The organism is Romboutsia sp. 13368 (genome assembly GCF_018336475.1).
Classification (GTDB): domain Bacteria; phylum Bacillota; class Clostridia; order Peptostreptococcales; family Peptostreptococcaceae; genus Romboutsia.
Window position 1 is genome coordinate 2,353,244 of sequence record NZ_CP048741.1, and the last position, 25,895, is coordinate 2,379,138.

Sequence of the window (25,895 nt, forward strand, 5' to 3'; positions counted from 1 at the left end):
AATAATTACATAATTTTCAATATATTTTAATTATTTATTATCTTTCATATACTATCTTACCATCTATTATTGTTATTAAAACATTACTTTGTAATTCAAAAGGATCATTATCCCATATAACTATATCTGCATCTTTTCCTACCTCTAAAGACCCTACTCTCTTTTCTATTCCTAGAGTCTTAGCTGGGTTTATAGTTATTGCTTCTAATGCTTTCTCTTTTTTCATACCATATTTTACAGCTATTCCCGCGCATACAGGTAGGTATTGTACTGGAATTACCGGATGGTCTGTCATTAATGAAACTTGTAACCCTTCATTTGAAAGTATTCCTGGTGTATCAAAAGTTAAGTTTCTTAATTCTATCTTAGACCTTTCAGATAATGATGGTCCAACTACAACTGGATATCCTTCTTCCGCCAATTCATCAGCTATTAAATGACCTTCCGTACAATGGTCTAATGTAAGCTTTATATCAAATTCTTTTGCTATTCTAATTGCAGTAAATATATCATCTGCTCTATGTGCATGAACCTTAAATGGTATTTCACCTCTTAGTACAGGTAATAAACATTCCATTTTCATATCGTATTCAGGTTTATCATGTTCTTCATGTTCCATGTATAATTCTATTTGTTCTAAATACTCTTCTGCTTTCTTTAATTGCTCTCTTAAAAGTGCTGCTATTGCCATTCTTGTTTGTGGCATTTTTTCATCTCTACCATAACAAGATTTTGGATTTTCTCCAAATGCTATTTTTGATGCAACAGGATTTTTTATAACCATTTTATCTATTCTTTTCCCATATGTCTTTATAGCTATACATTCTCCACCCATTACATTTGCACTACCAGGTGTAGTACATACTGATGTAATTCCACCTTCTCTAGCTTCTTTAAATGTATTATCCATTGGATTTATACCATCTATAGGATTAAGATGTGGTGTTATAGGATCTGTTTCTTCATTACCATCAGCACCTTCAAATCCCATACCATCTTCCCATAAACCTAAATGAGTATGTGCATCTATAAATCCTGGAAAAACTAACTTACCTTCTGCATCTATTATTTTAGCATCTTGAGGTACTTCTAGACTTTCTCCAATTGCTTTTATCTTTTTATTTTCTATTAAAATATCGCCTTTTATTATTCCATTGGTAATTGTATTTATTGTTCCATTTTTTATAAATATCATCTTAATCTCCTCTTATCTAACTAAATTTTCATAGATAAAGCTACTCTCTTTTTATTCATATCAATTCCTATAACTTTTACATCAACTATATCTCCAACAGTAACAACAGTCATAGGATCTTTAACATATCCCTTACTCATTTCAGATTTATGTACTAAACCATCATTTTTTATACCAATATCTACAAAGGCACCAAAGTCAACCACATTTCTTACAGTTCCTTTTAATATCATGCCTTCTTGAATATCTTCAATTTTTAATACATCTGTTCTAAGTATGGGTTTTATTCCTTCTTCCCTAGGGTCTCTTCCAGGCTTTTTGATTTCAGCTATTATATCTTTTAAAGTAACTTCTCCTACTTGAAGTTTATTACTTAATTCTTTTATACCTATAGATTCAACTTTAGAATCAATATCTAATATATTTTTACTTTCAACATCAGATAATGAGTAGCCAAGCATATCTAACATATTTTTACATATATCATAGCTTTCTGGATGTACACCAGTATTATCTAAAGGATTTTTAGCACCTTCAATTCTCATAAACCCTGCACATTGAGTAAATGCTTGAGGTCCAAGTCTTTTTACTTTCTTAATTTGAGCTCTTGAAGTAAAATCTCCATTTTCTTCTCTATAAGCAACTATGTTTTTAGCTATAGTTTTACTTATACCTGCTATGTGTTCTAATAAAGAGTATGATGCTGTGTTTAAATCTACTCCAACACTATTTACAGAGTCTTCTACAACTCCATCTAGTACACCTTCTAGTCTCTTTTGATTTAGGTCATGTTGATATTGACCTACTCCTATACTCTTAGGATCTATCTTTACAAGTTCAGCTAATGGGTCTTGTAATCTTCTTGCTATAGATATAGCACCTCTTAAAGATACATTTATATCTGGATGTTCTTCATTTGCAAGTTCTGATGCAGAGTAAACTGATGCTCCTGCTTCACTAACTATTATGTATTGAACTTCTCTATCTATTTCTTTTATCATGTCAGATACAAACTTTTCTGATTCTCTTGATGCTGTACCATTTCCTATTGCTATTATATCTATATTATATTTCTCAATTAATGATTTTAACTCTTTTTTAGATTCTTCTACTTTATTTTGAGGCTCTGTTGGATAAACAGTAGTAGTATCTAATAATTTTCCATTTTTATCAACAACAGCTATCTTACATCCAGTTCTAAATGCAGGGTCGAATCCCATAACAACCTTATCTTTTACTGGTGCTTGAAGTAATAAACTTTTTATATTTTTACCAAATACATTTATAGCTCTTTCTTGAGCATTTTCAGTAAGATTATTTCTGATTTCTCTTTCTATTGATGGGAATATTAGCCTCTTATATGAATCTTCTATTGCACTGACTATTACTTCTTTATTTTTAAAGTTCTTATCATTTACATATTCATTTATTATATAATTTATTACTTTTTCATTATTGATTTCTACCTTAACTTTTAAGAAGTCTTCTTTTTCTCCTCTGTTTATTGCCAATACTCTATGTGGCGCTATAGTTTTTACTGATTCACTATAATCATAGTACATATCGTAAACTGATTTTTCTTCATTTGAATTTTTAGTTACTATTATACCTTCTCTTAATGCAAGCTCTCTTATATATTTTCTTACTTTAGCATCATCAGAAACTATTTCAGCTATTATATCTTTAGCTCCTTTAATTGCATCTTCTAAAGAATTTACTTCTTTTTCTTCATTTATGTATTTTGTTGCTTCTTCATTTATATTTACTATATTTTTATTTAATAAATCTATTGCTAATGCTTCTAGACCTTTTTCTTTTGCTATAGTTGCTCTTGTTCTTTTCTTTTGTTTATATGGGGCATATATATCCTCCACCTCTTGAAGTGTATTAGCCTTTTCTACACTTATTTTTATTTCTGGTGTAAGCTTTCCTTGTTCTTCAATTATTCTTATTACATCTTCTTTTCTACTTTGAAGATTCCTTAAATAGGTTAGTTTATCAAAGAATGCTCTTAAAGTTACATCACTCATTTCCCCAGTCATTTCTTTTCTATATCTAGCTATAAACGGAATTGTATTTCCTTCATCTATAAGCTTTATTGTATTATTTATTTGTTCATCTCTAAGATTAAATTCTTTTTTTAGAATTTCATTTATATTCATAAAACCCACTCTTCCTTTGTTTAATTTTATACTTTTAAATAAGGCTTGAGAATTAAATTCTCAAGCCCCTATTTTAACTATTTTTTAGACTTATTCATTTTTAAGTACTCATTTATAAATAAATCTAAGTTTCCATCCATAACACTATCTACATTTCCTATTTCAGCATTAGTTCTATGGTCTTTTACAAGCTTATATGGTTGGAATACATATGATCTTATTTGACTTCCCCAAGTTATTTGAGCATACTTTCCTTGTATATCCTCAATTTTTTCTTTTTGTTCAAGTTCTTTTAATTCAATAAGTTTTGCCATAAGCATTTTCATAGCAGTATCCTTATTTTTATGTTGAGATCTTTCATTTTGACATTGTACAACTACTCCTGTAGGAATATGTGTTATTCTTACAGCTGAATCAGTAGTATTTACATGCTGACCTCCTGCTCCAGATGCTCTATAAGTATCTATTTTTAAATCAGCTGGATTTATATCTATACTTATACTATCATCTAACTCTGGTATAACATCTATAGATGCAAAAGATGTATGTCTTTTACCAGAAGGGTCAAAAGGAGATATCCTAACTATACGATGAACTCCTTTTTCACTTTTTAAATATCCATAAGCATTAAGCCCTTCTATATGAAGTGTAGCACTTTTAATTCCTGCTGCTGGATCTGAAAGTAAATCTAATGTTTTAACTTTATATCCTTTAGCTTCTGCCCATCTTATATACATTCTAAGTAGCATTTGAGCCCAATCTTGAGCATCAAGTCCACCTGTTCCTGCATTTATAGATAATATTGCATTATTCTTGTCATAGTCTCCACTTAAAAGAGTTTTTATTGTAACCATATCAATTTTTTCTTCAAGGTCTGATATAGATTGTTCTATCTCTTTTTCTATAGATTCATCATTTTCTTCCAAACCTATTTCAATTAATACTTCTATCTCTTCTAGTGATTCTTTTAATTTGTTATATTCATCTACTGTTTCTTTGAAACCTTTATTTTCTTGAAGAACTTTTTGAGCTACTTCATTATCATTCCAAAACTCTTGATGATTCATTTTATCTTCATTTTCTTTAATTCTGATTAGTAATGAAGCAATGTCAAAGAGAATCCCTCAATTCTTCTATATTTGAAGCCATCTGCTCCACACTATTTCTATACTCTTGTATATTTAACATTTTGGTCCTCCAAAATTATCTTCCACAACATTTTTTATACTTTTTACCACTTCCACATGGACAATCATCATTTCTTCCTATAGCATCTTCTTTTTTAACAGTTTTGTTATCAGAATCTTCATCTACATTAGATGATAAGTGGTCAACATCTATAACTTGCTTTCTTTCAACTGGCTCTTCTATAGTTATGTTGAATAAGTATTTTATAGTATCTTCTTTTATATGACTGTTCATTTCATTGAACATATTAAATCCTTCATCTGTATATGCTATTACAGGGTCTTGTTGACCTATTGCACGAAGACCTATACCTTGTCGTAATTGGTCCATAGCATCTATATGATCTATCCAATGGTTATCAACTGATTGAAGAAGTATAACTCTTTCTACTTCTCTCATTCTTTCAGATCCTATTCTTTCTTCTTTTCCATTGTATATCTTCATAGCTATATCATAAACTTTTTCTATAACTTCTTCTATTTTTAGATTTTCTATGTCTGAAACTTCTATGCTTCCTCTTGGCATAAATAAGTTATACATATATTCTACAAATCTTTCAGAATCAAATCCATTTTCTTGAGAATATGATATAACACCTTCTTCTATTAAAGAATGAATCATATTTTGGATTTGCTCTTGTAAGTTTTCACCTTCAAGAACACGTCTTCTTTCTGTATATATTATTTCTCTTTGCTTGTTCATAACATCATCATATTGAAGTACGTGCTTTCTTATTCCAAAGTTTCTACCTTCTACTTTCTTCTGAGCACTTTCTATAGATTTTGTTAGCATCTTATGCTCTATAGGCATATCTTCTTCAAGACCTATTTTTTCTACTACTCCAGATATTCTTTCACTTCCGAATAATCTCATAAGATCATCTTCTAAAGATATATAGAATCTTGAGCTACCTGGGTCTCCCTGACGACCAGCACGTCCTCTTAACTGGTTATCAATTCTTCTAGATTCATGTCTTTCTGTACCTATTATAGCAAGACCTCCAGCCTTCATAACTTCTTCTTGCTCAGCTTTTGTTTCTTCTTTATATTTTTGGTATAACTCTTCATATTTTTCTCTAGCAGAGAATAATTCTTCATTACCTTCTCTATCTATACCTTCTAAAGAAGCATCCACTTTATTTATTATGCTTTCATCATATCCTAACTTTTTCATCTCTTTTTTAGTTAAGAATGTTGGGTTACCACCTAGTACTATATCTGTACCACGACCAGCCATATTAGTTGCTATAGTTACTGCACCTAATCTACCAGCTTGAGCTATTATTTCAGCTTCTTTATCATGGTATTTAGCATTTAATACTTCGTGTTTAACTCCTCTTCTCTTTAATAATTGAGATATTAATTCAGAGTTTTCTATCGATACAGTACCTACAAGTATAGGTTGTTTATTTTTATGTCTTTCTATTATATCTTCAACAACTGCATTAAATTTACCAACTACGTTTTTGTAAACGGCATCTGATAAATCTTGTCTTTGTACTGGCTTGTTTGTTGGAATTTGAACTACGTCCATTTTATATATAGCTTTAAATTCTTCTTCTTCAGTTTTAGCAGTACCTGTCATACCTGAAAGCTTATTGTACATTCTAAAATAGTTTTGGAATGTTACAGTAGCTAAAGTTTTAGATTCTCTTTGTATTCTTAATCCTTCTTTAGCTTCTATCGCTTGATGTAATCCTTCTGAGTATCTTCTACCAAACATAAGTCTTCCTGTAAACTCATCAACAATTATTATTTCACCATCTTTAACTACATAATCAACGTCTCTCTTCATATTTGTATGAGCCTTTAATGCTTGATTTATGTGATGGTATAATTCCATATGAGCTATATCAGTTATATTTTCAACATTAAAATAAACTTCTGCTTTTTGTATACCTGATTCAGTTAAAGCAACCGACTTTTGTTTTTCATCTATTTCATAGTTATCTGGTTTTAATGTTAATATGAATGTGTTAGCATCTGAATATAAATGAGTAGATTTATCTCCAGGTCCAGATATTATAAGTGGAGTTCTCGCTTCATCAACAAGTATTGAGTCTACCTCATCCACTATTGCATAGTTTAATTCTCTTTGAACCATTTGTTCTTTATGAATTACCATATTATCTTTTAAGTAATCAAATCCGTATTCATTATTTGTACCATAAGTTATGTCACATTGATATTGTTGGCGTCTTGTTTGTGGGTCTTGTCCATGAACGATTACCCCAACAGTCATTCCTAGAAACTCATATACTTTTCCCATTTGCTCTTTATCACGCTTTGCTAAGTAATCATTTACCGTAACAACATGTACACCCTTGCCTGTAAGAGCATTTAAGTAAACTGGAGCTGTTCCTACTAATGTTTTACCTTCACCAGTTTTCATTTCAGCTATTCTCCCTTGATGAAGAACTATTCCACCTATAAGCTGAACTCTATAGTGTCTCATTCCTAATACTCTTTTAGAAGCTTCCCTTACAACTGCAAATGCCTCTGGTAGTATATCATCTAATGTTTCTCCCTTATCTAATCTTTCCTTAAATATATTTGTCATATTTTTAAGCTCTTTATCTGACATAGATTCAAATTTTGGTTCTAGTGAATCTATACTATCAACTATTTTGTTGAATTTTTTTAGCTCTTTTTTATCTGCCATGTTAAATAAATTATCTAAAAAACCCATGTTTAAAATCTCTCCTCGCACATTTCTATAATATCTATATATTTTACCATAAAAAAACTCTCTATAATATTATTTACTCAAAAAAAGCTATCGACAATTAGATTTATCAATAGCTTTTTTATGTATACATACTACCTTATTCAGATTCTATTAGTCCATATCCACCATTTTTACGTCTATATACTATAGATATACCATCTGATTCTGCATTCCTAAACATATAAAAATCATGTTCTAATAAATCCATTTGTAAAACAGCTTCTTCTGGACTCATTGGTTTTACACCAAATTTTTTAGTTCTTTCTATTACTATATCTAAATTATCTTCACTTGAAGATTGATCAGTTTCTTCTATATCCTCTATCGCATCAAATCTTATGCTTTCATTTAATTTATGTCTATCTTGTAGTCTCTTTTTATATTTTCTTAACTGTATATTTAATTTATCATACACAATATCTATTGCTGCATATAAATTTTCTTCTATATCTTCTGCTCTTATTATCGGTCCATTTATAGGGAATATTGTAACTTCTACTTTTTGTCTTGCTTTTTTAGCACTTACTGTAACCTTTACATCCGTTTCTGGATGAAGGTAGAAATCCAATCTTCCTAATTTCTCTTCTATGGCATGTTTTATTCCATCCGTTAAATCCATTTGTTTTCCAGACATTATTATATTCATAAGAACATCTCCCTTCAGTTATATCAGTATAAAATTCATACTTTATTTTTATATTCTATATATCTGTTATAAAACCTTTTATTTTATTGTTAGCTTTTATTACCTAATCTATTCAATTAAATGAAGATTTATTAATAATATCTATTAAGTATGTGGATTATTCACTAATCTATCTGTTGATAATGTGGATAAAAATGTTAATAAGTCTTGTTTTTGTGCATTTTTAGCTGTTTTTAACATTATATATATCCACAAATTTCAACTTAAATTGTTATTAATTTGTGTATTTATGTCAAAATTTAATATTAAAACTCCACTCATGTCGTGAATGATACATTTTACTTTTATTTCAGGTGAGTTCCTTGCTTCAAAATACTTTTATTAYTTCTATAATTAATTTATTAGTAAAACTTTATAATATATAATCAAAATTTTTGTAAAAAAAAAGCACCCATAAAAGGTACTTTTGAATATTTAGCTGACCTGGTTTTTGACCCCACACTCGCCTACTGGAGGGTTCGCTTGGGTTTGCCGCACTACTAGCTCTCTCGATTTTAATACCGGTAGGTCTTACTTCTAAGCCGCACCATGATCATCAACCCAATTTTTAGTGTTGACTTACGTGGATCCCTTTGCCTGCGACTGGCTTGGACTTTCAACCACAGACCTAAATATTACTTATCTATTTTATAATTTTAAAGTAAATATGTCAATAGAAAATTATTTCATTGTTGAAATTGATTAGACTCTTGTTAAGAAAGTCATTATAAATATTTTATTTACACCTTCAACTCTTATAAGTTTTGATATTTCATTTACAGTTGAACCTGTTGTAAATATATCATCTACAAGTAATATATTTTTATTTTTCAAATTCTCTTTGACTTCTTTTAAGATAAATGCATTTTTCAATTCTTTTTTCCGCTCTTCTTTATTAAGTATGTATAGTCTCCTTGTATTATATTTTCTATCAATTTTATCTATTATGGGTACATTTACTAGGTCACTTAAATTTCTAGCTATCTTTTCTGCTTGGTTAAATCCTCTTTTTCTCATTCTTTTTTTGTGCAATGGAACAAACAGTATATAATCAAATTTGATATCTTCTAACTCTAATTTTTCTTTCATTATTTGTGCTATATATTTACTCATATAAGTTTTGTTATTATACTTTAATCCAAATACTATTTTTTTGCTAAGTTGTGTATATTCTATACAGGATATAACTTTATCAAAATAAAATCCTTTATTTAAACAATAATTACACCCTTCTATATTTTGATCTTCTAAAGAGTAATTAATTATAGGTTTTCCACACTTTACGCACCCATCTAATATAAAACTTATATTAGTAAAACACTCCTTACACATAGAATATGTGTTAGTTTTATTTATTGGATTATCACATAATATACAATTTATATTGTCTGGGTACAAAAACTCTAAAAGTATATTTATAGCATTAATAAATATATTAAAAAAATTATTTTTTATCATTTTTATTTTATCAATAATCCTTCTTCTCTAAATTTATTTAATTTATATGATAAATTAGAATACCTGTCATTCGTTCTATTGTTCTTTATCATGTATTCTAAATATTTTACATCTCCAACTAATACAACTAATTTTTTAGCTCTTGTTACTGCTGTATATAATAAATTTCTGCTAAGTAACATTGGTGGTGCCCATGTTATAGGGATTACTACAACTGGAAACTCACTACCTTGGCTTTTATGTATTGTAGTACAAAAACTATGATCTAGTTCATCTAATTCATCATACCCATAAGATACTATTTTTACTTGATCAAATAATACATAAATTTTCTTATTTTCTTTATCTATGTGATAAATGTATCCTATATCTCCATTATATATTCCTTCTCCACTTTCACTTTTGTCTTCATTTTCCCATTTCTTAGTATAATTATTCTTAATTTGCATAACTTTATCTCCAACCCTAAATATACGCTTTTGGAAGTTCTCCTCTACTTTATATTTTTGAGGTGGATTTAGGTATTTTTGAAGCTCATTATTTAAATTGATTACCCCTAAATCTCCCTTTCTCATAGACGATAATATTTGTATATCCTTTAATTTATCTAGATTATAGAATTTTGGTAACCTTTCGCTAACTAGACCTACTATCTCTTGTATAACCTCTTCATTAGTCCCTTTTCTTAAAAAGAAAAAGTCTTTCCCTTTGCTATTTAGAAATAATGGTTCTCCTTTATTTATTTTATGGGCATTTACTACTATCATACTTTCTCTAGCTTGCCTAAATATCTCATTTAGTCTGACTACATTTATTATATTAGAATCTATCATATCCTTTAATACATTTCCCGCACCTACAGATGGTAACTGATCACTATCTCCAACTAATATAACTCTTGTTCCTGGCTTTATAGCTCTAAGTAAGCTGTACATAAGCATAATATCAACCATAGATACTTCATCTATTATTATTACATCTGCATTTATAGGCTCTTCTTCATTTTTCATAAATTGAAGATCTTCACTATCTGTTGCATATCCCATTTCTAGTAATCTATGTATAGTTTTTGCATCACGTCCTGATGTTTCGCTCATCCTTTTTGCTGCTCTTCCAGTTGGTGCTGCTAAAACAACTTCCTTTTTATTATTCTCAAATATTTTTATTATTGTATTTATAGTTGTAGTTTTTCCTGTACCTGGGCCACCAGTTACTATAACAACTCCATTTTCTATAGCTTCTTTAACTGCAAGAACTTGATTTTGTGCTAACTTTATATTTTCTTCATTTTCTACAAATTCAATTTCTTCATCTATATTTATATTTAAATTTTCAAACTCAGCTTGTGATAATTTTATTATTTGTTTACAAACACCATTTTCAGATAAATAATATGGTATTAAATAAATTAACTGATTTCCATTAACCTTTTCTATATGTACCTTTTGATCGTATGCTAATGAAATTATACATTCTTCTATTATTGGAGATTTAACTTCTAGTAACTTTGACGCTTCTTGTAAAAGAATATTCTTTGGTAGATATGTATGACCACTACTTAATGACTGATTTAATGTATATAAAATCCCTTGTGAAACTCTATCTCTAGAGTCCTTTTCAATACCTATTTTATTAGCTATATTATCAGCTATTTTAAATCCAATTCCCCTTATGTCTTCTGCTAGCTTATAAGGATTTTCATTTATTATTTTAATTGCATTATTTTTATATTTTTTATATATTCTCATACAGTAATTTGGCGTAATTCCATATGGTGATAACTCAATTATAATATTTCTAAGCTCCCTATTTTCTTCATAGCTTTTTACTATTTGCTCTATCTTTTTACTTCCTATCCCCTCTACTTCTTTTAATCTTTCTGGAGCATTTTGTATAATATTTAAAGTATCTACACCAAATTTATCTACTATTCTTTTTGCCATCTTTTCTCCTATACCATGTATCATTCCCGATGATAGATACACATATATACCTTCTAGAGATGATGGAGTTACTGGCATAAATTTTTCTACTTCAAACTGAGTTCCATAAGTTTTATGATTTACCCATTTACCTTCTACTTCAATACTTTCTCCTACCGATAAGGTTGGCATACACCCTACTATAACAATTTCATTATCTGAATTAGCTAAGTGAGCAATAGTATATCCGTTATCATCATTTTTAAATACTATATCACTTACCATTCCTTCTATTCTTTCCATATTTGCTCTCCTACAATAATTACTATTTCTATACTCGTCTTAAGTTGTAATTATTATACCTTTTATAATAAATAAAATCACCCCTTAAAATAAATTTACTTTAAGGGGTGATTTTTTATTAGGTTTTATTTAAATTATTCTCCTAATGCTTCTTTTCTTAATGTATCTGCTTTATCAGTTCTTTCCCATGGTAAGTCTAAGTCATTTCTTCCAAAGTGTCCATAAGCAGCTACTTGCTTGTATATTGGTTTTCTTAAGTCTAAGTCTCTTATTATTGCACCTGGTCTTAAGTCAAAGTGCTTATTAACTAATTCAACTAACTTTTCTTCTGAAACTTTTCCTGTTCCAAAAGTATCTATAAATATTGATAATGGTCTAGCAACACCTATAGCATAAGCTAACTCTATTTCACACTTATCTGCAAGTCCTGCAGCAACTATATTTTTAGCAACATATCTTGCAGCATAAGCAGCTGATCTATCAACCTTTGTAGGGTCTTTTCCTGAGAATGCTCCTCCACCGTGTCTAGAGTATCCTCCGTAAGTATCTATTATTATTTTTCTTCCTGTAAGGCCTGTATCTCCTTGAGGTCCTCCTATAACGAATCTTCCTGTTGGGTTTATATATATTATAGTTTCTTCATCAAGTAACTCTGCAGGTATAACTGCTTTTATTACATGCTCTATTAAATCTCTTCTTATTGTTTCATTATCAACTTCTTCTCCGTGTTGAGTTGATATAAGTATAGTATGTACTCTTACTACTTTAGAACCATCATATTCAACAGTTACTTGAGTTTTTCCATCTGGTCTTAAGTATTCTAAAGTTCCATTCTTTCTAACTTCTGTTAATCTTCTAGATAACTTATGAGCTAACGATATTGGAAGAGGCATTAATTCTTCTGTTTCGTTACAAGCAAAACCAAACATTATACCTTGGTCTCCAGCTCCTACTTTTTCTATTTCATCTTCAGTTACTTCACCTTGTTTATTTTCTAAGGCTTCATCAACACCCATAGCTATATCTCCTGATTGCTCATCTATAGCTGTTATAACTGCACAAGTCTCTCCATCAAATCCATACTTAGCTCTATCATATCCTATTTCTTTTACTGTCTTTCTTACTAACTTAGGTATATCAACATAAGTATTAGTACTTATCTCTCCTGCTACTAGTACTAAACCTGTTGTAACAGTTGTTTCACATGCAACTCTAGCATGTGGGTCATTTTCTAATAATGCATCTAATATTGAATCTGATATTTGGTCACATATTTTATCTGGATGCCCTTCTGTCACTGATTCTGATGTAAATAAATGTCTTGCCATAATCCATCCTCCTAAAATTTAATGTACATTCTTATTATTATTACAAGGTAGTTAGTTTTATACGTATTTAAAATAAAAAAACCTCTTCTTATTAAGAAGAGGTTAATTTTCGTATATATAAATACATTAATTAACTAACCTCATCTTTCAAGATATATAATCTTGTAGGATTTAGCACCTTTTCCCTAATGGGTGGTTGCTGGGCTTCACAGGGCCTGTCCCTCCGCCTCTCTTGATAAGGTAATCAAGAAATATTCATTTTTTATTTAATATATACTTATATTACTATTTTTTTATTATTATGTCAATAGACTATTGTAATTATCTTTATATGGTATATATAGGTTTTATAATTTATAAATTACCTATTTTGTATCTATTATAAATTAATTTTGTCTAAACAAAACCTTAAATTTACTGCATTAAGCTTTTGATATAGGCATTTTTTTTATAAATTTTTCATATATTTTTTTGGAAAGGGGGTTCCTATGTATTTAGCCAAAATAAATTATAAAAAAGAAAGTGTAGTACAGGTTCTAAGTTCAATTATTAAAGATATAATTGATGAAAACACAGTTGTAGTCTGTATAGGAACAGATAGGGCTATAGGTGATGCCCTTGGCCCTTTAGTTGGCACAATGCTTAAAAATAGTGATTTTAAATACCCTGTCTACGGTACATTAGATAACCCTATCCATGCTTTAAATATTTATGAATCTATTGAACATATAAAAAAATTCCATCCTAAAGGTAACTTTCTAGCTATAGATGCTTGTTTAGGCTCAAAAAGCAGTATAGGTAATATACAAATAAGAGAAGGACCTATCTTACCAGGAAAAGGTGTTGGTAAGAAATTACCTCAAATCGGACACTATTCAATAGTAGGTATAGTAGATAAAATAGATGAAAATAATAGATTTTCATTTAATAATGTTAGACTTAGTTTTATATTAGAATTAGCTGAAATTATATCTCTATCACTTTTACTTTCAACATGAATAAAACATAAAAAATCCTACTTTAGTTTAGATAATTTTAAAGTAGGATTTTTTATGTTTTAGATATCTATTTATTAAAAATTCCACCTGACTTTAATAAATCTATTGAGCCAAGTGCTTTTCCTGTTCCTTTTGCAACACAAGATAATGGCTCATCTGCAACTATTACCTTTATTCCTGTTCTTTCTTCTATTCTCTTACCTAATCCATATAATAATGCTCCTCCACCAGTCATTATTATTCCTTTATCACTTATATCTGCTGCTAACTCTGGAGGTGTTTTCTCTAGAACTATATGTGTTGTAACTACAATTTGTTCAACACATTCCTCTAAAGCATCTAATACCTCTGAAGAATGTACAGTTATAGAATGAGGTAATCCAGTTATTAAATTTCTACCTGTTACTTTCATAGATTTCTCTTCTTCTATTTTATATGCACATCCTATTTCTATTTTTATCTTTTCAGCAGTTCTTTCACCTATTAGAAGGTTATGTTGTTTTTTAATATACCTTACTATAGCTTCATCAAATTTATCTCCACCCATTTTTATTGATTCACTTACTACTGCTCCACCTAGAGATATTACAGCTATATCAGCTGTACCTCCTCCTATATCAATTACCATATTTCCATTAGGTTGAGCTATATCTATTCCGGCCCCTATTGCAGCTGCTATAGGCTCTTCTATTATGTACACTTCTCTTGCACCTGCTTGTCTTGTAGCTTCTTCTACTGCTCTTTTTTCAACTTCCGTTACACCTGTAGGAACACAAACCATTATTCTAGGCATGAAGAATCTATTAAATCCCTTTTTATCTACTACTTTTTCTATAAAGTACTTTAACATTTTTTCAGTTACATCATAGTCAGATATAACACCATCTCTTAATGGTCTTATTGCAACTATATTGCCTGGTGTTCTACCTATCATCCTTCTAGCTTCTTCTCCAACTGCTAATACAGCCTTAGCTTTCTTATCTATAGCTACAACAGAAGGCTCTTCTAAAACAATACCTTTACCTTTAACATATACAAGTACATTTGCCGTACCTAAATCTATACCTATATCTGCTCTAGACATTACTTCAACTCCTTTTTATTTTAATCGATTCATTATAAACCCTATTATACAAAATATACAAAAAACTTATTTAAGTCAAGAAAAAGATGTAGGTATTACCCTACATCTTTTTTTGTTTCTTTTTCATATTTAAGTTTTGTTGCCATTCCACCTCTGATATGTCTTTCAGATTTATTTTTTTCTAAAACCATCTTAACCTCTTTTGCAAGAGTAGGGTTTATTTCTTCTAATCGTTCGGTAACATCTTTGTGAATAGTACTTTTACTCACACCAAATGTTTTAGCGGTTTGTCTTACTGTAGTATTCTTTTCTAATATATATTTTGCCACAACGATTGCTCGTTCCTCTATATGAGATCTCACTACATTCCCTCCTCACATACTAACCTTAATGATATATATGTGAATTAATGCAAAAATATAACAGACTAAATCATTTTTGATTAAAGTCTGTTATATCTTTTATTAGTGAATGCATAATTTGTAATATAATTTATTTAATAAGTGTCATAGGGTCTATATATTCATCACCTTTAAATGCTTCTACATGCACATGATTTCCATCTTCACTTTCAACTGATGTAGTATTTCCAATTGTACCTAGCACTTGACCTTCTGTAACTTCTTGTCCTTTTTTAACATTAGTTTTTTCATCTAAGTTAGAATATACAACAACTACATTATTAGAGCTTTCTACTTTTACCGATATTCCATGTTTATCATCTTTAAATACATTAACTACTTTTCCATCTAATAATGATTTTACCTCATATCCACTATCTGCACTTATATCTAAACCTTTATGTATTTCCCATACGTCTAATGTTTTTGAATAGCTTGGTTGTTTTTCAGAATATTCTCTAACAACTTTTTCTCCTAAAAAACTTAATTTTGAAACTTCGCTTTCTTGTTTTTCTTTTGCCTTCTCTAAATTTTCTTTTGACTCAGTAGATGTAGGTATAGAATCATCCTCTTGTTTTTCATTTTCTATTAAATGTATTTCATCTTCTTCATTTTTACTATTTTCATTAGTTTTATTTACAAATAAATCATTTGAAGTCAACTCTTCTACATTATTTTTTGTAAACCAAACCCCACCAATAGCTATTAAACATATACATACAAATAAAGCCAAGTAAAAACCATCTTTTTCTAATAGTTTTTTCTTCATACAGCACCTCCAAATATATTATCTAACTGTATTGTTGGCTTTATTTTATATTTCTATACAATTTATCCATTTATTTACAATATATTTTAAATATTTTTAGTATATATCTTTTATCTTTGTATCTTTATAGTAATGAGATAGTATTTCATAATATTTATACCCCTCCTGTGCCATACCTTCTGCGCCCCATTGACTCATTCCTACTCCATGTCCATAGCCTTTTACAATAAAATCTAAAGTATTATCATCAAATTTAATTTCAAAATTAGCTGAGTTAAGATTTAATATATTTCTTATATCTCTTCCTGTAAGTTCTTTATTTCCTAATTTTATTTTATTTACCGCTCCACCGTCACTTCTGCTTACTATTTTAATCTGAGAACTAATATTATTTTCATCTATATTTATATCACTATAGGTACTCTTTAATTTAGATACAAAATCTTTATTAGTTATTTTTAAAGTAGATGCATACTTGGGAGCATATTTGTCATATGGGCTATCTACAGATCTTAAATAAGGATATTCTGATGAAAATACTTCTTCGCTATTTTCAGTTTTTCCAGATGATGTTGAAAAGTATAATGGCAAAATAGGATTACCATCATATGTTATGATATGTCCTTTTGTTTCATTTATTGCTTGTTTTATTTTAGGATAAGAATTTTTTATCCAATCTTCTCCTTTTAATTTCTTTAATTCTTCTTCACTTTTATATTCTTGGCAATGAGTATAATCAGTACATACAGCTGAACCTTTATGTTTAGATGATCCATTTTCCTGATTATACATAACATAAGTTCTAGCTGCTACAGCCTGTGCCTTTAATGCCTCTATATCAAAATCTGAAGGCATTTCCCCTGAAAGTACTCCATATAAATATTCTTCCATATTCATTTTTTGTGTTTTTCCAGTTTTATGATTATATATATTAATTTTAGGTGAAGTTTTATCTACGCTCTCATAATTTATATATTCTTTATCTACTGACTGTTCCTGCTTTTGAGGCTCATTTATTTCTATATTATTATAAGATACTGTGCTCAGAAACACTGGTAGTGTTGCAGAACATACTAATATTCCCGCTAAAATTCCTAAAGGGTTATTCATATACTTTTCCTCCTTAGATTACTTGTCCCTTAAAGTATATGAATAACCCTTATTATTTTATTACTATAAATTTTTTATTTATTAGTCTTCTACTATTTCTATATTTCCACCTAATGCAGTTATTTTCTTATCTATATCTACATATCCTCTTTGTATGTGGTATATTTCACCTATTTGAGTTTCACCTTCTGCTATTAAACCACATAATATAAGTGCCGCACCTGCTCTTAAATCTGTAGCATTTACTTTAGCACCATGTAACTGCTTAACACCCTTAACTATTGCACTTCTTCCTTCGATTTTTATATCTGCACCCATTCTATTAAACTCCGCAGCATGCATGAATCTATTTTCAAATACTGTTTCTATTACTGTTCCACTTCCATTTGCAACAGTAAGCATAGCCATAAATTGAGCTTGAACATCTGTTGGGAATCCTGGATGTGGTAGAGTTTTTATATCTATAGGTTTTAAAACTTCTGGTCCTATTACTCTAACTGCATTATCCATTTCTATTATTTCACAACCTGCTTCTATTAATTTAGCTGTTACAGGTTTTAAATGTTCCATCATTACATTTTCTATAGTTATATCTCCTTTAGTCATAGCTGCTGCTACCATATAAGTTGCTGCTTCTATTCTATCAGGTATTACGTTATGTTCTGTTCCTATTAATTCTTTTACACCTTTTATTTTTATAGTGTTTGTTCCTGCACCTTTTACATTAGCACCCATTTCATTTAAGAAGTTTGCTAAATCTACTATCTCAGGCTCTTCTGCTGCATTTTCTATTATAGTTGTACCTTCTGCAAGTGCAGCTGCCATCATTATATTTTCAGTTGCCCCAACTGATGGGAAATCTAGGTATAATTTGCTACCTACTAACTTTTCAGCTGTAGCTTCTACAAATCCATGATCCATATCAACTTTAGCACCTAAATGCTTAAATCCTTTTAAGTGTAAGTCTATAGGTCTTGTTCCTATAGCACATCCCCCTGGCATAGATATTTTAGTATGGTTAAATCTTGCAAGTAATGGTCCCATTACTAAGAATGATGCTCTCATCTTTCTTACAAGTTCATATGGTGCTTCACATGTTGTTATATTAGTAGCATCTACTATTAAAGTATTATCACTATATTCTACTTCTGCTCCTAAATGTCTTAATAGGTCTGATATAACATGTACATCTTTTAAATTTGGAACCCCTCTTAATGTCGATTTCCCCTTTGCTAATAATGTTGCAGCTATTATAGGTAATACTGCATTTTTTGCTCCATCTATTTTAACGATTCCTCTAAGAGGATTACTTTTCTTAACTAATATTTTAGGCATCTCACTCTCTCTCCTCATTGTCAATAATCTAATTTTATAATAGGTGTAGCTATATAAATTAATGTTTTATCTTCATCTTCGCTATACCTAATTCCTATATTTAAATTTATCTTGCTTGCTAAGTATTCTAAATCATTTTCGTCTAAAAATTCACTGTATGCTGTAACAGATATCATATTGTCATTTTCAATTCTATCTATTTCTTCAGCATTCATATTATATAATATTTTTTCTAAAATATCATTATATTTATCAAATTGTAATTTTTTGTAAAACTCCCCTGATATACATGTACTTATATCAACAACATTTGAGTATTTATATAATGATTTTTCAAGAATTGTATAAATATCCACTATATTTTTATATACCTTATTTTCCAATATGTCAATAATTATATAGGATTCACTACTATTTTTTTTAATTCCTATTATAGAAATACTTTTTTCTTGTGTTTTAGATTCAATATATATTTGCTTTTCTTGACTATTCCATTTTTCTTCCCATTTTATATTACTTTCTTCTAAACCAAGGTCATTAATTATATCTATGCATATATCTTTAATTTCATTCTTTGTTATATCATAATCTATTAATCCATTAGCCTTAATGTTATAAAATTTAAATTGTGCTTGTGTGTCATTAAATGTGTCTAAAAGTTTATTATATTCACTATTATCATTATCCCCATATGAAATAAACATGCCTATTAACATTAATATAAAAAAACTCGCTATAATCTTAATTGTTTTCATTTAAAAATCCCCCTCAAAATTATCATGTTATACTTAAATTATTGACAATCTTAAGGAGGATATACTTTTATAGCCTATTTTTATCTCTATTCAACTGTTACTGATTTAGCTAAGTTTCTTGGCTTATCTACGTCACAACCTCTTTCAACTGCAACATAGTAAGATAATAATTGAAGTGGTAAAACTGTTAATATACTAGATACTATATCATCTACATCAGGTATATATATTACCTTATCAGCAGCTTTTTCAACTTCTGTATTCTTTTCTTGTGCTATAGCTATTACATAAGCACCTCTAGCTCTAACTTCTTCCATGTTAGATACCATTTTTTCGAATAATTCTTCTTGAGTTGCTATAGCTATTACTGGAGTTCCTTTTTCTATTAATGCTATTGTACCATGCTTTAACTCACCAGCAGCAAATGCTTCTGCATGTATATAAGATATTTCTTTTATCTTTAAAGCACCTTCCATAGCTAAGTTGTAATCTAAACCTCTACCTAAGTAGAAAGCACTGCTTGCATCTTTTAATGTTTTTGCAACATCATCTTTTATATATTCTTCTTGTTCTAAAGCTTTTGATACCTTTTCAGGCATTTCTTTTAATTTCTCTATCATTTCATTGTAGAATTCTCTAGTTATAGTACCTTTCTTTATAGCAAAATCTAATGCTATCATGTAGAATGATACTAATTGAGTTGTATAAGCTTTAGTTGATGCAACAGATATTTCAGGTCCTGCCCAAGTGTAGAATACATCATCTGATTCTCTAGCTATAGATGAACCTACAACGTTAGTTACTGATAATATTCTAGCTCCTCTTTCCTTAGCATATCTTAAAGATGCTAAAGTATCTGCTGTTTCACCTGATTGACTTACTAATATTAATAAAGTATTTTCGTCAACAAATGGATCTCCATATCTAAATTCAGATGCTATATCTGTTATTACTGGTATTTTTGCAAATTTTTCTATAGCAAATTTACCAACAAGACCTGCATGATATGCAGTACCACATGCAACTATATAAACCTTATTTATCTTATCTAAGTCTTCCTTAGTCATTTTTATATCGTCTAATTGGATTTCTCCATTATTATTTAATCTTCTTATTAATGTTTCTTTAACACCATTTGGTTGCTCATATATTTCTTTTAACATAAAGTGCTCGTATCCACCCTTAGATGCAGCTTCTACGTCCCAAGTTATTTCTGTAACTTCTTTTTCAACAACATTTCTATTTTCATCTAAAATAGATAATTTATCTCCAACTATATGAACAAATTCACCATTTTCTAAGAAGTATACATTTCTTGTATATTTTAATATAGCAGGTATATCTGATGCTATGAAGTTTTCACCTTCTCCAAGTCCTACAACTAATGGACTATCTTTTCTAACCGCAACTAATTCATTATTGTTATCTTTACATATAACTCCTAAAGCATATGCTCCTCTTAATCTTTCAGTTGCTTTATAAACAGCATCTAATAAATTACCTTCATAATATTTATCAACTAAATGAGCTACAACTTCTGTATCTGTTTGAGATAAGAATACTACACCTTCTGCTTGTAACTCTTCTTTTAATTCCATATAATTTTCTATTATACCGTTGTGTACAACAGCTATTGTTCTATCCATATTGAAGTGAGGATGAGAGTTTACATCTGATGGTTCACCATGAGTTGCCCATCTAGTATGTCCTATTCCTAATCCACCTAATATTGGAGATTTTTCTAAATCTTCAGCAAGTATTGCTAATCTTCCTTTAAATTTTCTTATTTCTAATTCATTTCCAGTATTAACTGCAACTCCTGCAGAATCATAYCCTCTGTACTCTAATTTAGAAAGTCCTTCTACTAAAACTTCTGTTGCTTGTCTGTGTCCTAAATATCCAACTATTCCACACATATTTAATTCCTCCTAAAAATATTATTATTTATATTTTTAGAGTTAGGTCATATATTATTCACTTAAGCTTCCCTTTGTGTATAGAATTACTTCTATATTTTAAGAAAGTTCTTACGATGGTGAATTCACCGCAGAGCATCCGCCGACAATTCGATAAACTCTGACCTCGTCAACTCAGTTTATTATTAAATCAACTCGTTGTCGTTAGTAACCAAGTTCTGGCGCTTATTGATGAACACAAGTTTCATTTTGTGCCCATCTCAAAAACTATGATAATTTTTCTTGTATAAGATTAGCTAAGTTTGTTGCTAATTCTTTTATTTGACCTTCCTCTTTACCTTCTAACATAACTCTTACTAATGGCTCTGTTCCTGATGGTCTTATTAAGACTCTTCCACATCCATCTAGTAATTTTTCTATTCTTTCTATCTCAGATTTTATTTCTGGATATTCCATATATCTATTCTTATTTTCATTCTTTATTCTAGCATTAACTAATACTTGTGGGTATTGAGTCATTACAGCTGCAAGATCTGATAAGTTTTTACCTTCTTCTAATACTATTTGAGCTAATACTAAAGAACTTAAAACTCCGTCTCCAGTTGTATTATAATCTAAGAATATCATATGACCTGATTGCTCTCCACCAAGATTAAATCCACTGTTTTTCATTTCTTCTAGTACATATCTATCTCCTACTGCAGTAGTAGCTAGATTTATGCCGTGTTCTTTTGCAGCTATAGTAAGTCCTATATTACTCATAACTGTAACAACTAATGTATCTTGTGCTAATTTCCCTTTATTTTTTAAGTGTATAGCACTTAATATCATTATATGATCTCCATCTACAATGTTTCCATTTTCATCAACAGCTATTAATCTATCTGCGTCTCCATCATATGCAAGACCTAAATTAGCTTTATTTTCTACAACAGCCTTTTGTAACTTTTCTGGATGTGTAGATCCGCATTTATCATTTATATTATTTCCATCTGGTTCACTATTTATAGTTACTACATTCGCTCCTAATTCGCTAAATATTGTTGGTGCAACCTTATATGCAGCTCCATTAGCACAGTCTAATACTACTTTTAAACCTTTAAAATCTACATTTACTATAGATTTTAAATAGTCTATATAGTCTCTTTGTGCATTATGAACAAATATTTTTCTTCCAACTTTATCTCCAATTGGATGGAAATCTACTTTTTCTATATTATCTATATAATTTTCTATTTCTAATTCAACTGAATCATCTAATTTATATCCATCTTTATTAAAGAATTTTATACCATTGTATTCAACAGGGTTGTGAGATGCTGATATAACAACTCCACAATCAGCTTCATATTTCTTTGTTAAATATGCAACACCAGGAGTTGGTATTACTCCAACTGTAACAACATCACATCCTACTGACATAAGACCTGATATTAATGCTGCTTCTAACATGTCCCCTGAAACTCTTGTATCTTTCCCAACTATTACTTTAACTTTATCTTTACCTTGAGCTAATACGTATCCACCAGCTCTACCTAATTTATATGCTAATTCACAAGTAAGTTCTGTATTTGCTACACCTCTTACTCCATCAGTTCCAAAATATTTTCTCATTAAAGATCTCCTTTCAAAAAGAAAAACGTATAAGTATATTATTATATATATTTAAATTATATTATTCTCTCAGTTTAATCCATAAGGACATTTTAATACAGAAAGACAAAAAGGACAATATAATTCTTTAAAATGTACACTTTAGGGTAATTATTATACCTTTTTCCATTTAAGTAAAAATTTGATATTATTATATTCTTAGTATTTTATAATTGCGCTTAAGTTTGATATATTTTTTACTAAGAATATTATATCTTAATMTTTTTATTATACAATTTCATAGTATATGCAAAATAAAAAAGATGCAACAATAATTGTATATAATTATTGTTGCATCTTTTTATCTCTATGCTGTTTCTACTTTTATAGTATCTGGGTTTATACTTATTTTTTCTATTTTGTACTTAGATTCATAATTTATTTTACAAGTATTATTTTCTGATGATAGTTCACTTAAATCAATATATAAAGTTATATCTTCTTTATTTATCGGCCCTATAGTATTTATATACTCTATACTAACGCTAATTTCGTCAGGAATAATAATTTTATTTTCTTCTATACTATTTGTATTATTTCTTATTTCTAGTTCTTGAGCAGTATATTTATATTCTGCAACTACATTATCTGCTAATTCTCTTTTTATTGTAATATACTTAATATTTGTAGTTACTCCAACTGGAATGTTTAAGTATATGTCCTTAGAGTCACCATCTAAAATTTCATCTATATTTATGTCTTGAGTATCTATATAGCTAATAGGGTCTATAATATCTTTTTTTCCTGTTATCATAACTGTATTTTGACTTAAAGTATAATTTTTTCTATCAATTTCATTTGTAATATTACTCTGTAAATTTAACTTTATAGGAACTTCCTTTTTTGTTAATAATGTTACATTTGCTTTTATCGATTCTTGAGATAATTCTACACCTTCTACAACATTACCCTTCTTATCTATAGGTTGTAGTTTTATATCTTGAGAAAAATCTTTATTTTCACCCTCTACATTTACAGTTCCTACAACATCTTTGACTTCATCTACTAATGTTCTAGGACCAGATATACTAACTTTGTCTATATTCTTATCTAGCGCTATAGTGTCTACATTATTTTTACCACTACCTTCTATGTTTACAGTTATGCTACGTTCTTCTTCAATAATTTTTTCTAATGTTACAACCATAACTGGATTTTTAAAATCTGCACTAATTCTCTGAGATGTAGATAATTTTAAATGTATTTCATTCTTACCTTCTATAGGATTATCTATTTGACCATATACATTTATATCACTCTTAGTTACTTTTTGTATATTTGATAACTTTCCTGTAACATATATATCTGTAGTAAGCTCTTTCTCTGGATAAATAACTAAATCTCTATCTTTAAGTTCATTTAAGTTAGTTATTATAACTGGAACATCCTCGAATAATTTTGTATCATCAGGATCTACTACTGCCATAACATACATCCATAATATTATTGCACTTAATAGGGATATCAACTTTACCTTAGTATTCTCTTTTAATTTATTCATCATTTAAATATCCCACCTTTGAAAAAACTTTTTTCTTGAGTATTAATTTTTAAATTGCTCCTTAATATATTGATCATTCTATCTTTTGATATTTTCCTATATATCTTACCTGATTTAGCTATAGATACATCTCCAGTTTCCTCTGAAACTATTAATGATATACAGTCAGAAACTTCACTAACCCCTATTGCTGCTCTATGTCTAGTACCTAACTCTTTACTTAAATCTTTCGATTGTGTTAATGGAAGAAAACATGATGCTGCTTTTATTTGAGATTCCCTTATAACAACAGCTCCATCATGTAATGGAGTATTTGGTATAAATATATTTATCAATAATTGCCTTGATACTTCACCATCAATACTTGTACCAGTATTAATTATATCACCTATTTTAGTATTTCTTTCTAATATGATAAGTGCACCTATCTTTTGTCTAGATAAAGAATATAGTGCTTCAACAATTTCTTCTACTGTCCTATTAAACTTTTCTTCTGAAACGCTTATATTATTTTTTTGGAAGAAGTTAAACTTTGTTCTTCCTATATGCTCAAGGCCTGCTCTAAGTTCAGGCTGAAATATAATCAATGCAGCTATGAATCCTAAATCCAAAGCTTTTATTAATAACCAATATAATGTATGTAATTTTAAAACTTTACTAACTTGTGTAGCTACAAATAACAAAACAATTCCTTTTAAAACTTGCTCTGCTCTAGTATCTTTTATAAACATGAATATCTTATAAAATATATATGCTATGATTAATATATCCACTATATCATTTATATTTACTCTAAAAATAATATCTAAAAATCCACTAAAAAAGGAATTTATATCTAACACAATTACTTCCTCCTGCTTTAGATTTATTAATAATTTACACTATTATACTATGTATTATACTATATTCATTGAAGTATATTCAAACTATTTAATGCATAGTTATTTTATAAAAAAAAAGTTTCACTAATGTGAAACTTTTTTTGAATGGTGAGCGCACAGGGATTCGAACCCCGGACACACGCCTTAGAAGGGCGTTGCTCTATCCAGCTGAGCTATGCACCCACATTATAGAATATTAAATGGAGCGGGAAACGAGATTCGAACTCGCGACTTCAACCTTGGCAAGGTTGCGCTCTACCACTGAACTATTGCCGCATGATTGGCGGGAATAACAGGACTCGAACCTGTGACCCATTGATTAACAGTCAATTGCTCTACCAACTGAGCCATATTCCCGTGTATTAAGTTGGCGACCTGGAAGGGACTCGAACCCTCGACCTCCAGCGTGACAGGCTGGCATTCTAACCAGCTGAACTACCAGGCCGCGAATGGTGGGACTAACAGGGCTCGAACCTGTGACCCCCTGCTTGTAAGGCAGGTGCTCTCCCAGCTGAGCTATAGTC

The 25,895-nt window shown here is 29.4% G+C and carries 19 protein-coding genes, 4 tRNA genes and 1 riboswitch; of the genes, 1 reads left to right on the top strand and 22 read right to left on the bottom strand.

Going from position 1 to position 25,895, the window contains the following annotated elements; translation table 11 throughout:
* Positions 1-37: 37 nt before the first annotated feature.
* From G3997_RS09870 to metK, 8 genes are all read right to left on the bottom strand, one after another.
* Positions 38-1,195: an amidohydrolase gene (locus G3997_RS09870; RefSeq protein ID WP_296645598.1), complete on the bottom strand. Its 1,158-nt coding sequence runs from the start codon at positions 1,193-1,195 to the stop codon at positions 38-40.
* Between the two features lie 20 nt (positions 1,196-1,215).
* Complete coding sequence (locus tag G3997_RS09875) at positions 1,216-3,357, bottom strand: Tex family protein (RefSeq protein ID WP_296645599.1); 2,142 nt, start codon at positions 3,355-3,357, stop codon at positions 1,216-1,218.
* Between the two features lie 77 nt (positions 3,358-3,434).
* Positions 3,435-4,545 (bottom strand): peptide chain release factor 2 gene (prfB, locus tag G3997_RS09880; protein WP_296645600.1). Its coding sequence is split into 2 segments (ribosomal slippage): positions 3,435-4,469 and positions 4,471-4,545, totalling 1,110 coding nucleotides; the frame shifts between segments, so codons are not numbered across the junction.
* A 15-nt stretch (positions 4,546-4,560) separates the two neighbouring features.
* Positions 4,561-7,233, bottom strand: coding sequence for a preprotein translocase subunit SecA (secA, locus tag G3997_RS09885; protein ID WP_296645601.1), 2,673 nt, complete (start codon positions 7,231-7,233; stop codon positions 4,561-4,563).
* A 136-nt stretch (positions 7,234-7,369) separates the two neighbouring features.
* Complete coding sequence (hpf, locus tag G3997_RS09890; protein WP_296645602.1) at positions 7,370-7,918, bottom strand: ribosome hibernation-promoting factor, HPF/YfiA family; 549 nt, start codon at positions 7,916-7,918, stop codon at positions 7,370-7,372.
* Between the two features lie 741 nt (positions 7,919-8,659).
* Positions 8,660-9,415, bottom strand: a complete 756-nt coding sequence (locus G3997_RS09895; protein WP_296645603.1) for a ComF family protein — start codon at positions 9,413-9,415, stop codon at positions 8,660-8,662.
* A 2-nt stretch (positions 9,416-9,417) separates the two neighbouring features.
* Positions 9,418-11,640, bottom strand: a complete 2,223-nt coding sequence (recD2, locus tag G3997_RS09900) for an SF1B family DNA helicase RecD2 (protein WP_296645604.1) — start codon at positions 11,638-11,640, stop codon at positions 9,418-9,420.
* A gap of 134 nt (positions 11,641-11,774) precedes the next feature.
* The gene (metK, locus tag G3997_RS09905; protein WP_296645605.1) at positions 11,775-12,968 is read right to left on the bottom strand and encodes a methionine adenosyltransferase; all 1,194 of its coding nucleotides are present in this window, start codon (positions 12,966-12,968) and stop codon (positions 11,775-11,777) included.
* A gap of 137 nt (positions 12,969-13,105) precedes the next feature.
* Positions 13,106-13,210, bottom strand: a riboswitch (SAM riboswitch).
* Positions 13,211-13,456: 246 nt separating this feature from the next.
* On the opposite strand from metK, the gene yyaC reads away from it, so the two are divergent.
* The gene (gene yyaC, locus G3997_RS09910) at positions 13,457-13,966 is read left to right on the top strand and encodes a spore protease YyaC (RefSeq protein WP_296645606.1); all 510 of its coding nucleotides are present in this window, start codon (positions 13,457-13,459) and stop codon (positions 13,964-13,966) included.
* Between the two features lie 67 nt (positions 13,967-14,033).
* Here the strand turns inward: yyaC and mreB are convergent, their stop codons facing one another.
* The 14 genes from mreB to G3997_RS09980 all read right to left on the bottom strand — a co-directional run bounded on the left by mreB (position 14,034) and on the right by G3997_RS09980 (position 25,816).
* Positions 14,034-15,050: a rod shape-determining protein MreB gene (gene mreB, locus G3997_RS09915; protein WP_296645607.1), complete on the bottom strand. Its 1,017-nt coding sequence runs from the start codon at positions 15,048-15,050 to the stop codon at positions 14,034-14,036.
* A 95-nt stretch (positions 15,051-15,145) separates the two neighbouring features.
* Positions 15,146-15,412 carry a sporulation transcriptional regulator SpoIIID gene (gene spoIIID / locus G3997_RS09920; protein ID WP_071121572.1) on the bottom strand — a complete coding sequence of 89 codons (267 nt, stop codon included), beginning with the start codon at positions 15,410-15,412 and terminating at the stop codon, positions 15,146-15,148.
* A 130-nt stretch (positions 15,413-15,542) separates the two neighbouring features.
* A complete protein-coding gene (locus G3997_RS09925) occupies positions 15,543-16,220 on the bottom strand; it encodes a M23 family metallopeptidase (RefSeq protein WP_296645608.1) in 678 nt (225 codons plus the stop codon).
* Positions 16,221-16,316: 96 nt separating this feature from the next.
* Positions 16,317-17,330: a stage II sporulation protein D gene (spoIID, locus tag G3997_RS09930; protein WP_296645609.1), complete on the bottom strand. Its 1,014-nt coding sequence runs from the start codon at positions 17,328-17,330 to the stop codon at positions 16,317-16,319.
* Positions 17,331-17,411: 81 nt separating this feature from the next.
* Positions 17,412-18,665, bottom strand: coding sequence for a UDP-N-acetylglucosamine 1-carboxyvinyltransferase (gene murA, locus G3997_RS09935; protein ID WP_296645610.1), 1,254 nt, complete (start codon positions 18,663-18,665; stop codon positions 17,412-17,414).
* Between the two features lie 20 nt (positions 18,666-18,685).
* Positions 18,686-19,420 carry a YwmB family TATA-box binding protein gene (locus G3997_RS09940; RefSeq protein ID WP_296645611.1) on the bottom strand — a complete coding sequence of 245 codons (735 nt, stop codon included), beginning with the start codon at positions 19,418-19,420 and terminating at the stop codon, positions 18,686-18,688.
* Between the two features lie 86 nt (positions 19,421-19,506).
* A complete protein-coding gene (gene glmS / locus G3997_RS09945) occupies positions 19,507-21,336 on the bottom strand; it encodes a glutamine--fructose-6-phosphate transaminase (isomerizing) (RefSeq protein ID WP_296645612.1) in 1,830 nt (609 codons plus the stop codon).
* Between the two features lie 267 nt (positions 21,337-21,603).
* Complete coding sequence (gene glmM / locus G3997_RS09950) at positions 21,604-22,950, bottom strand: phosphoglucosamine mutase (protein WP_296645613.1); 1,347 nt, start codon at positions 22,948-22,950, stop codon at positions 21,604-21,606.
* Positions 22,951-23,296: 346 nt separating this feature from the next.
* On the bottom strand, positions 23,297-24,493 hold the full coding sequence (locus G3997_RS09955) for a CdaR family protein (RefSeq protein ID WP_296645614.1): 1,197 nt from the start codon (positions 24,491-24,493) through the stop codon (positions 23,297-23,299).
* Positions 24,490-25,332 carry a diadenylate cyclase CdaA gene (gene cdaA, locus G3997_RS09960; protein WP_296645615.1) on the bottom strand — a complete coding sequence of 281 codons (843 nt, stop codon included), beginning with the start codon at positions 25,330-25,332 and terminating at the stop codon, positions 24,490-24,492. Before cdaA ends, G3997_RS09955 begins: the two co-directional genes overlap by 4 nt.
* A gap of 145 nt (positions 25,333-25,477) precedes the next feature.
* Positions 25,478-25,554, bottom strand: a tRNA-Arg gene (locus tag G3997_RS09965).
* Positions 25,555-25,572: 18 nt separating this feature from the next.
* Positions 25,573-25,647 (bottom strand) — tRNA-Gly (locus G3997_RS09970).
* A gap of 5 nt (positions 25,648-25,652) precedes the next feature.
* Positions 25,653-25,728 (bottom strand) — tRNA-Asn (locus G3997_RS09975).
* 11 nt (positions 25,729-25,739) lie between these two features.
* A tRNA-Asp gene (locus tag G3997_RS09980) sits at positions 25,740-25,816 on the bottom strand.
* Positions 25,817-25,895 lie beyond the last annotated feature (79 nt).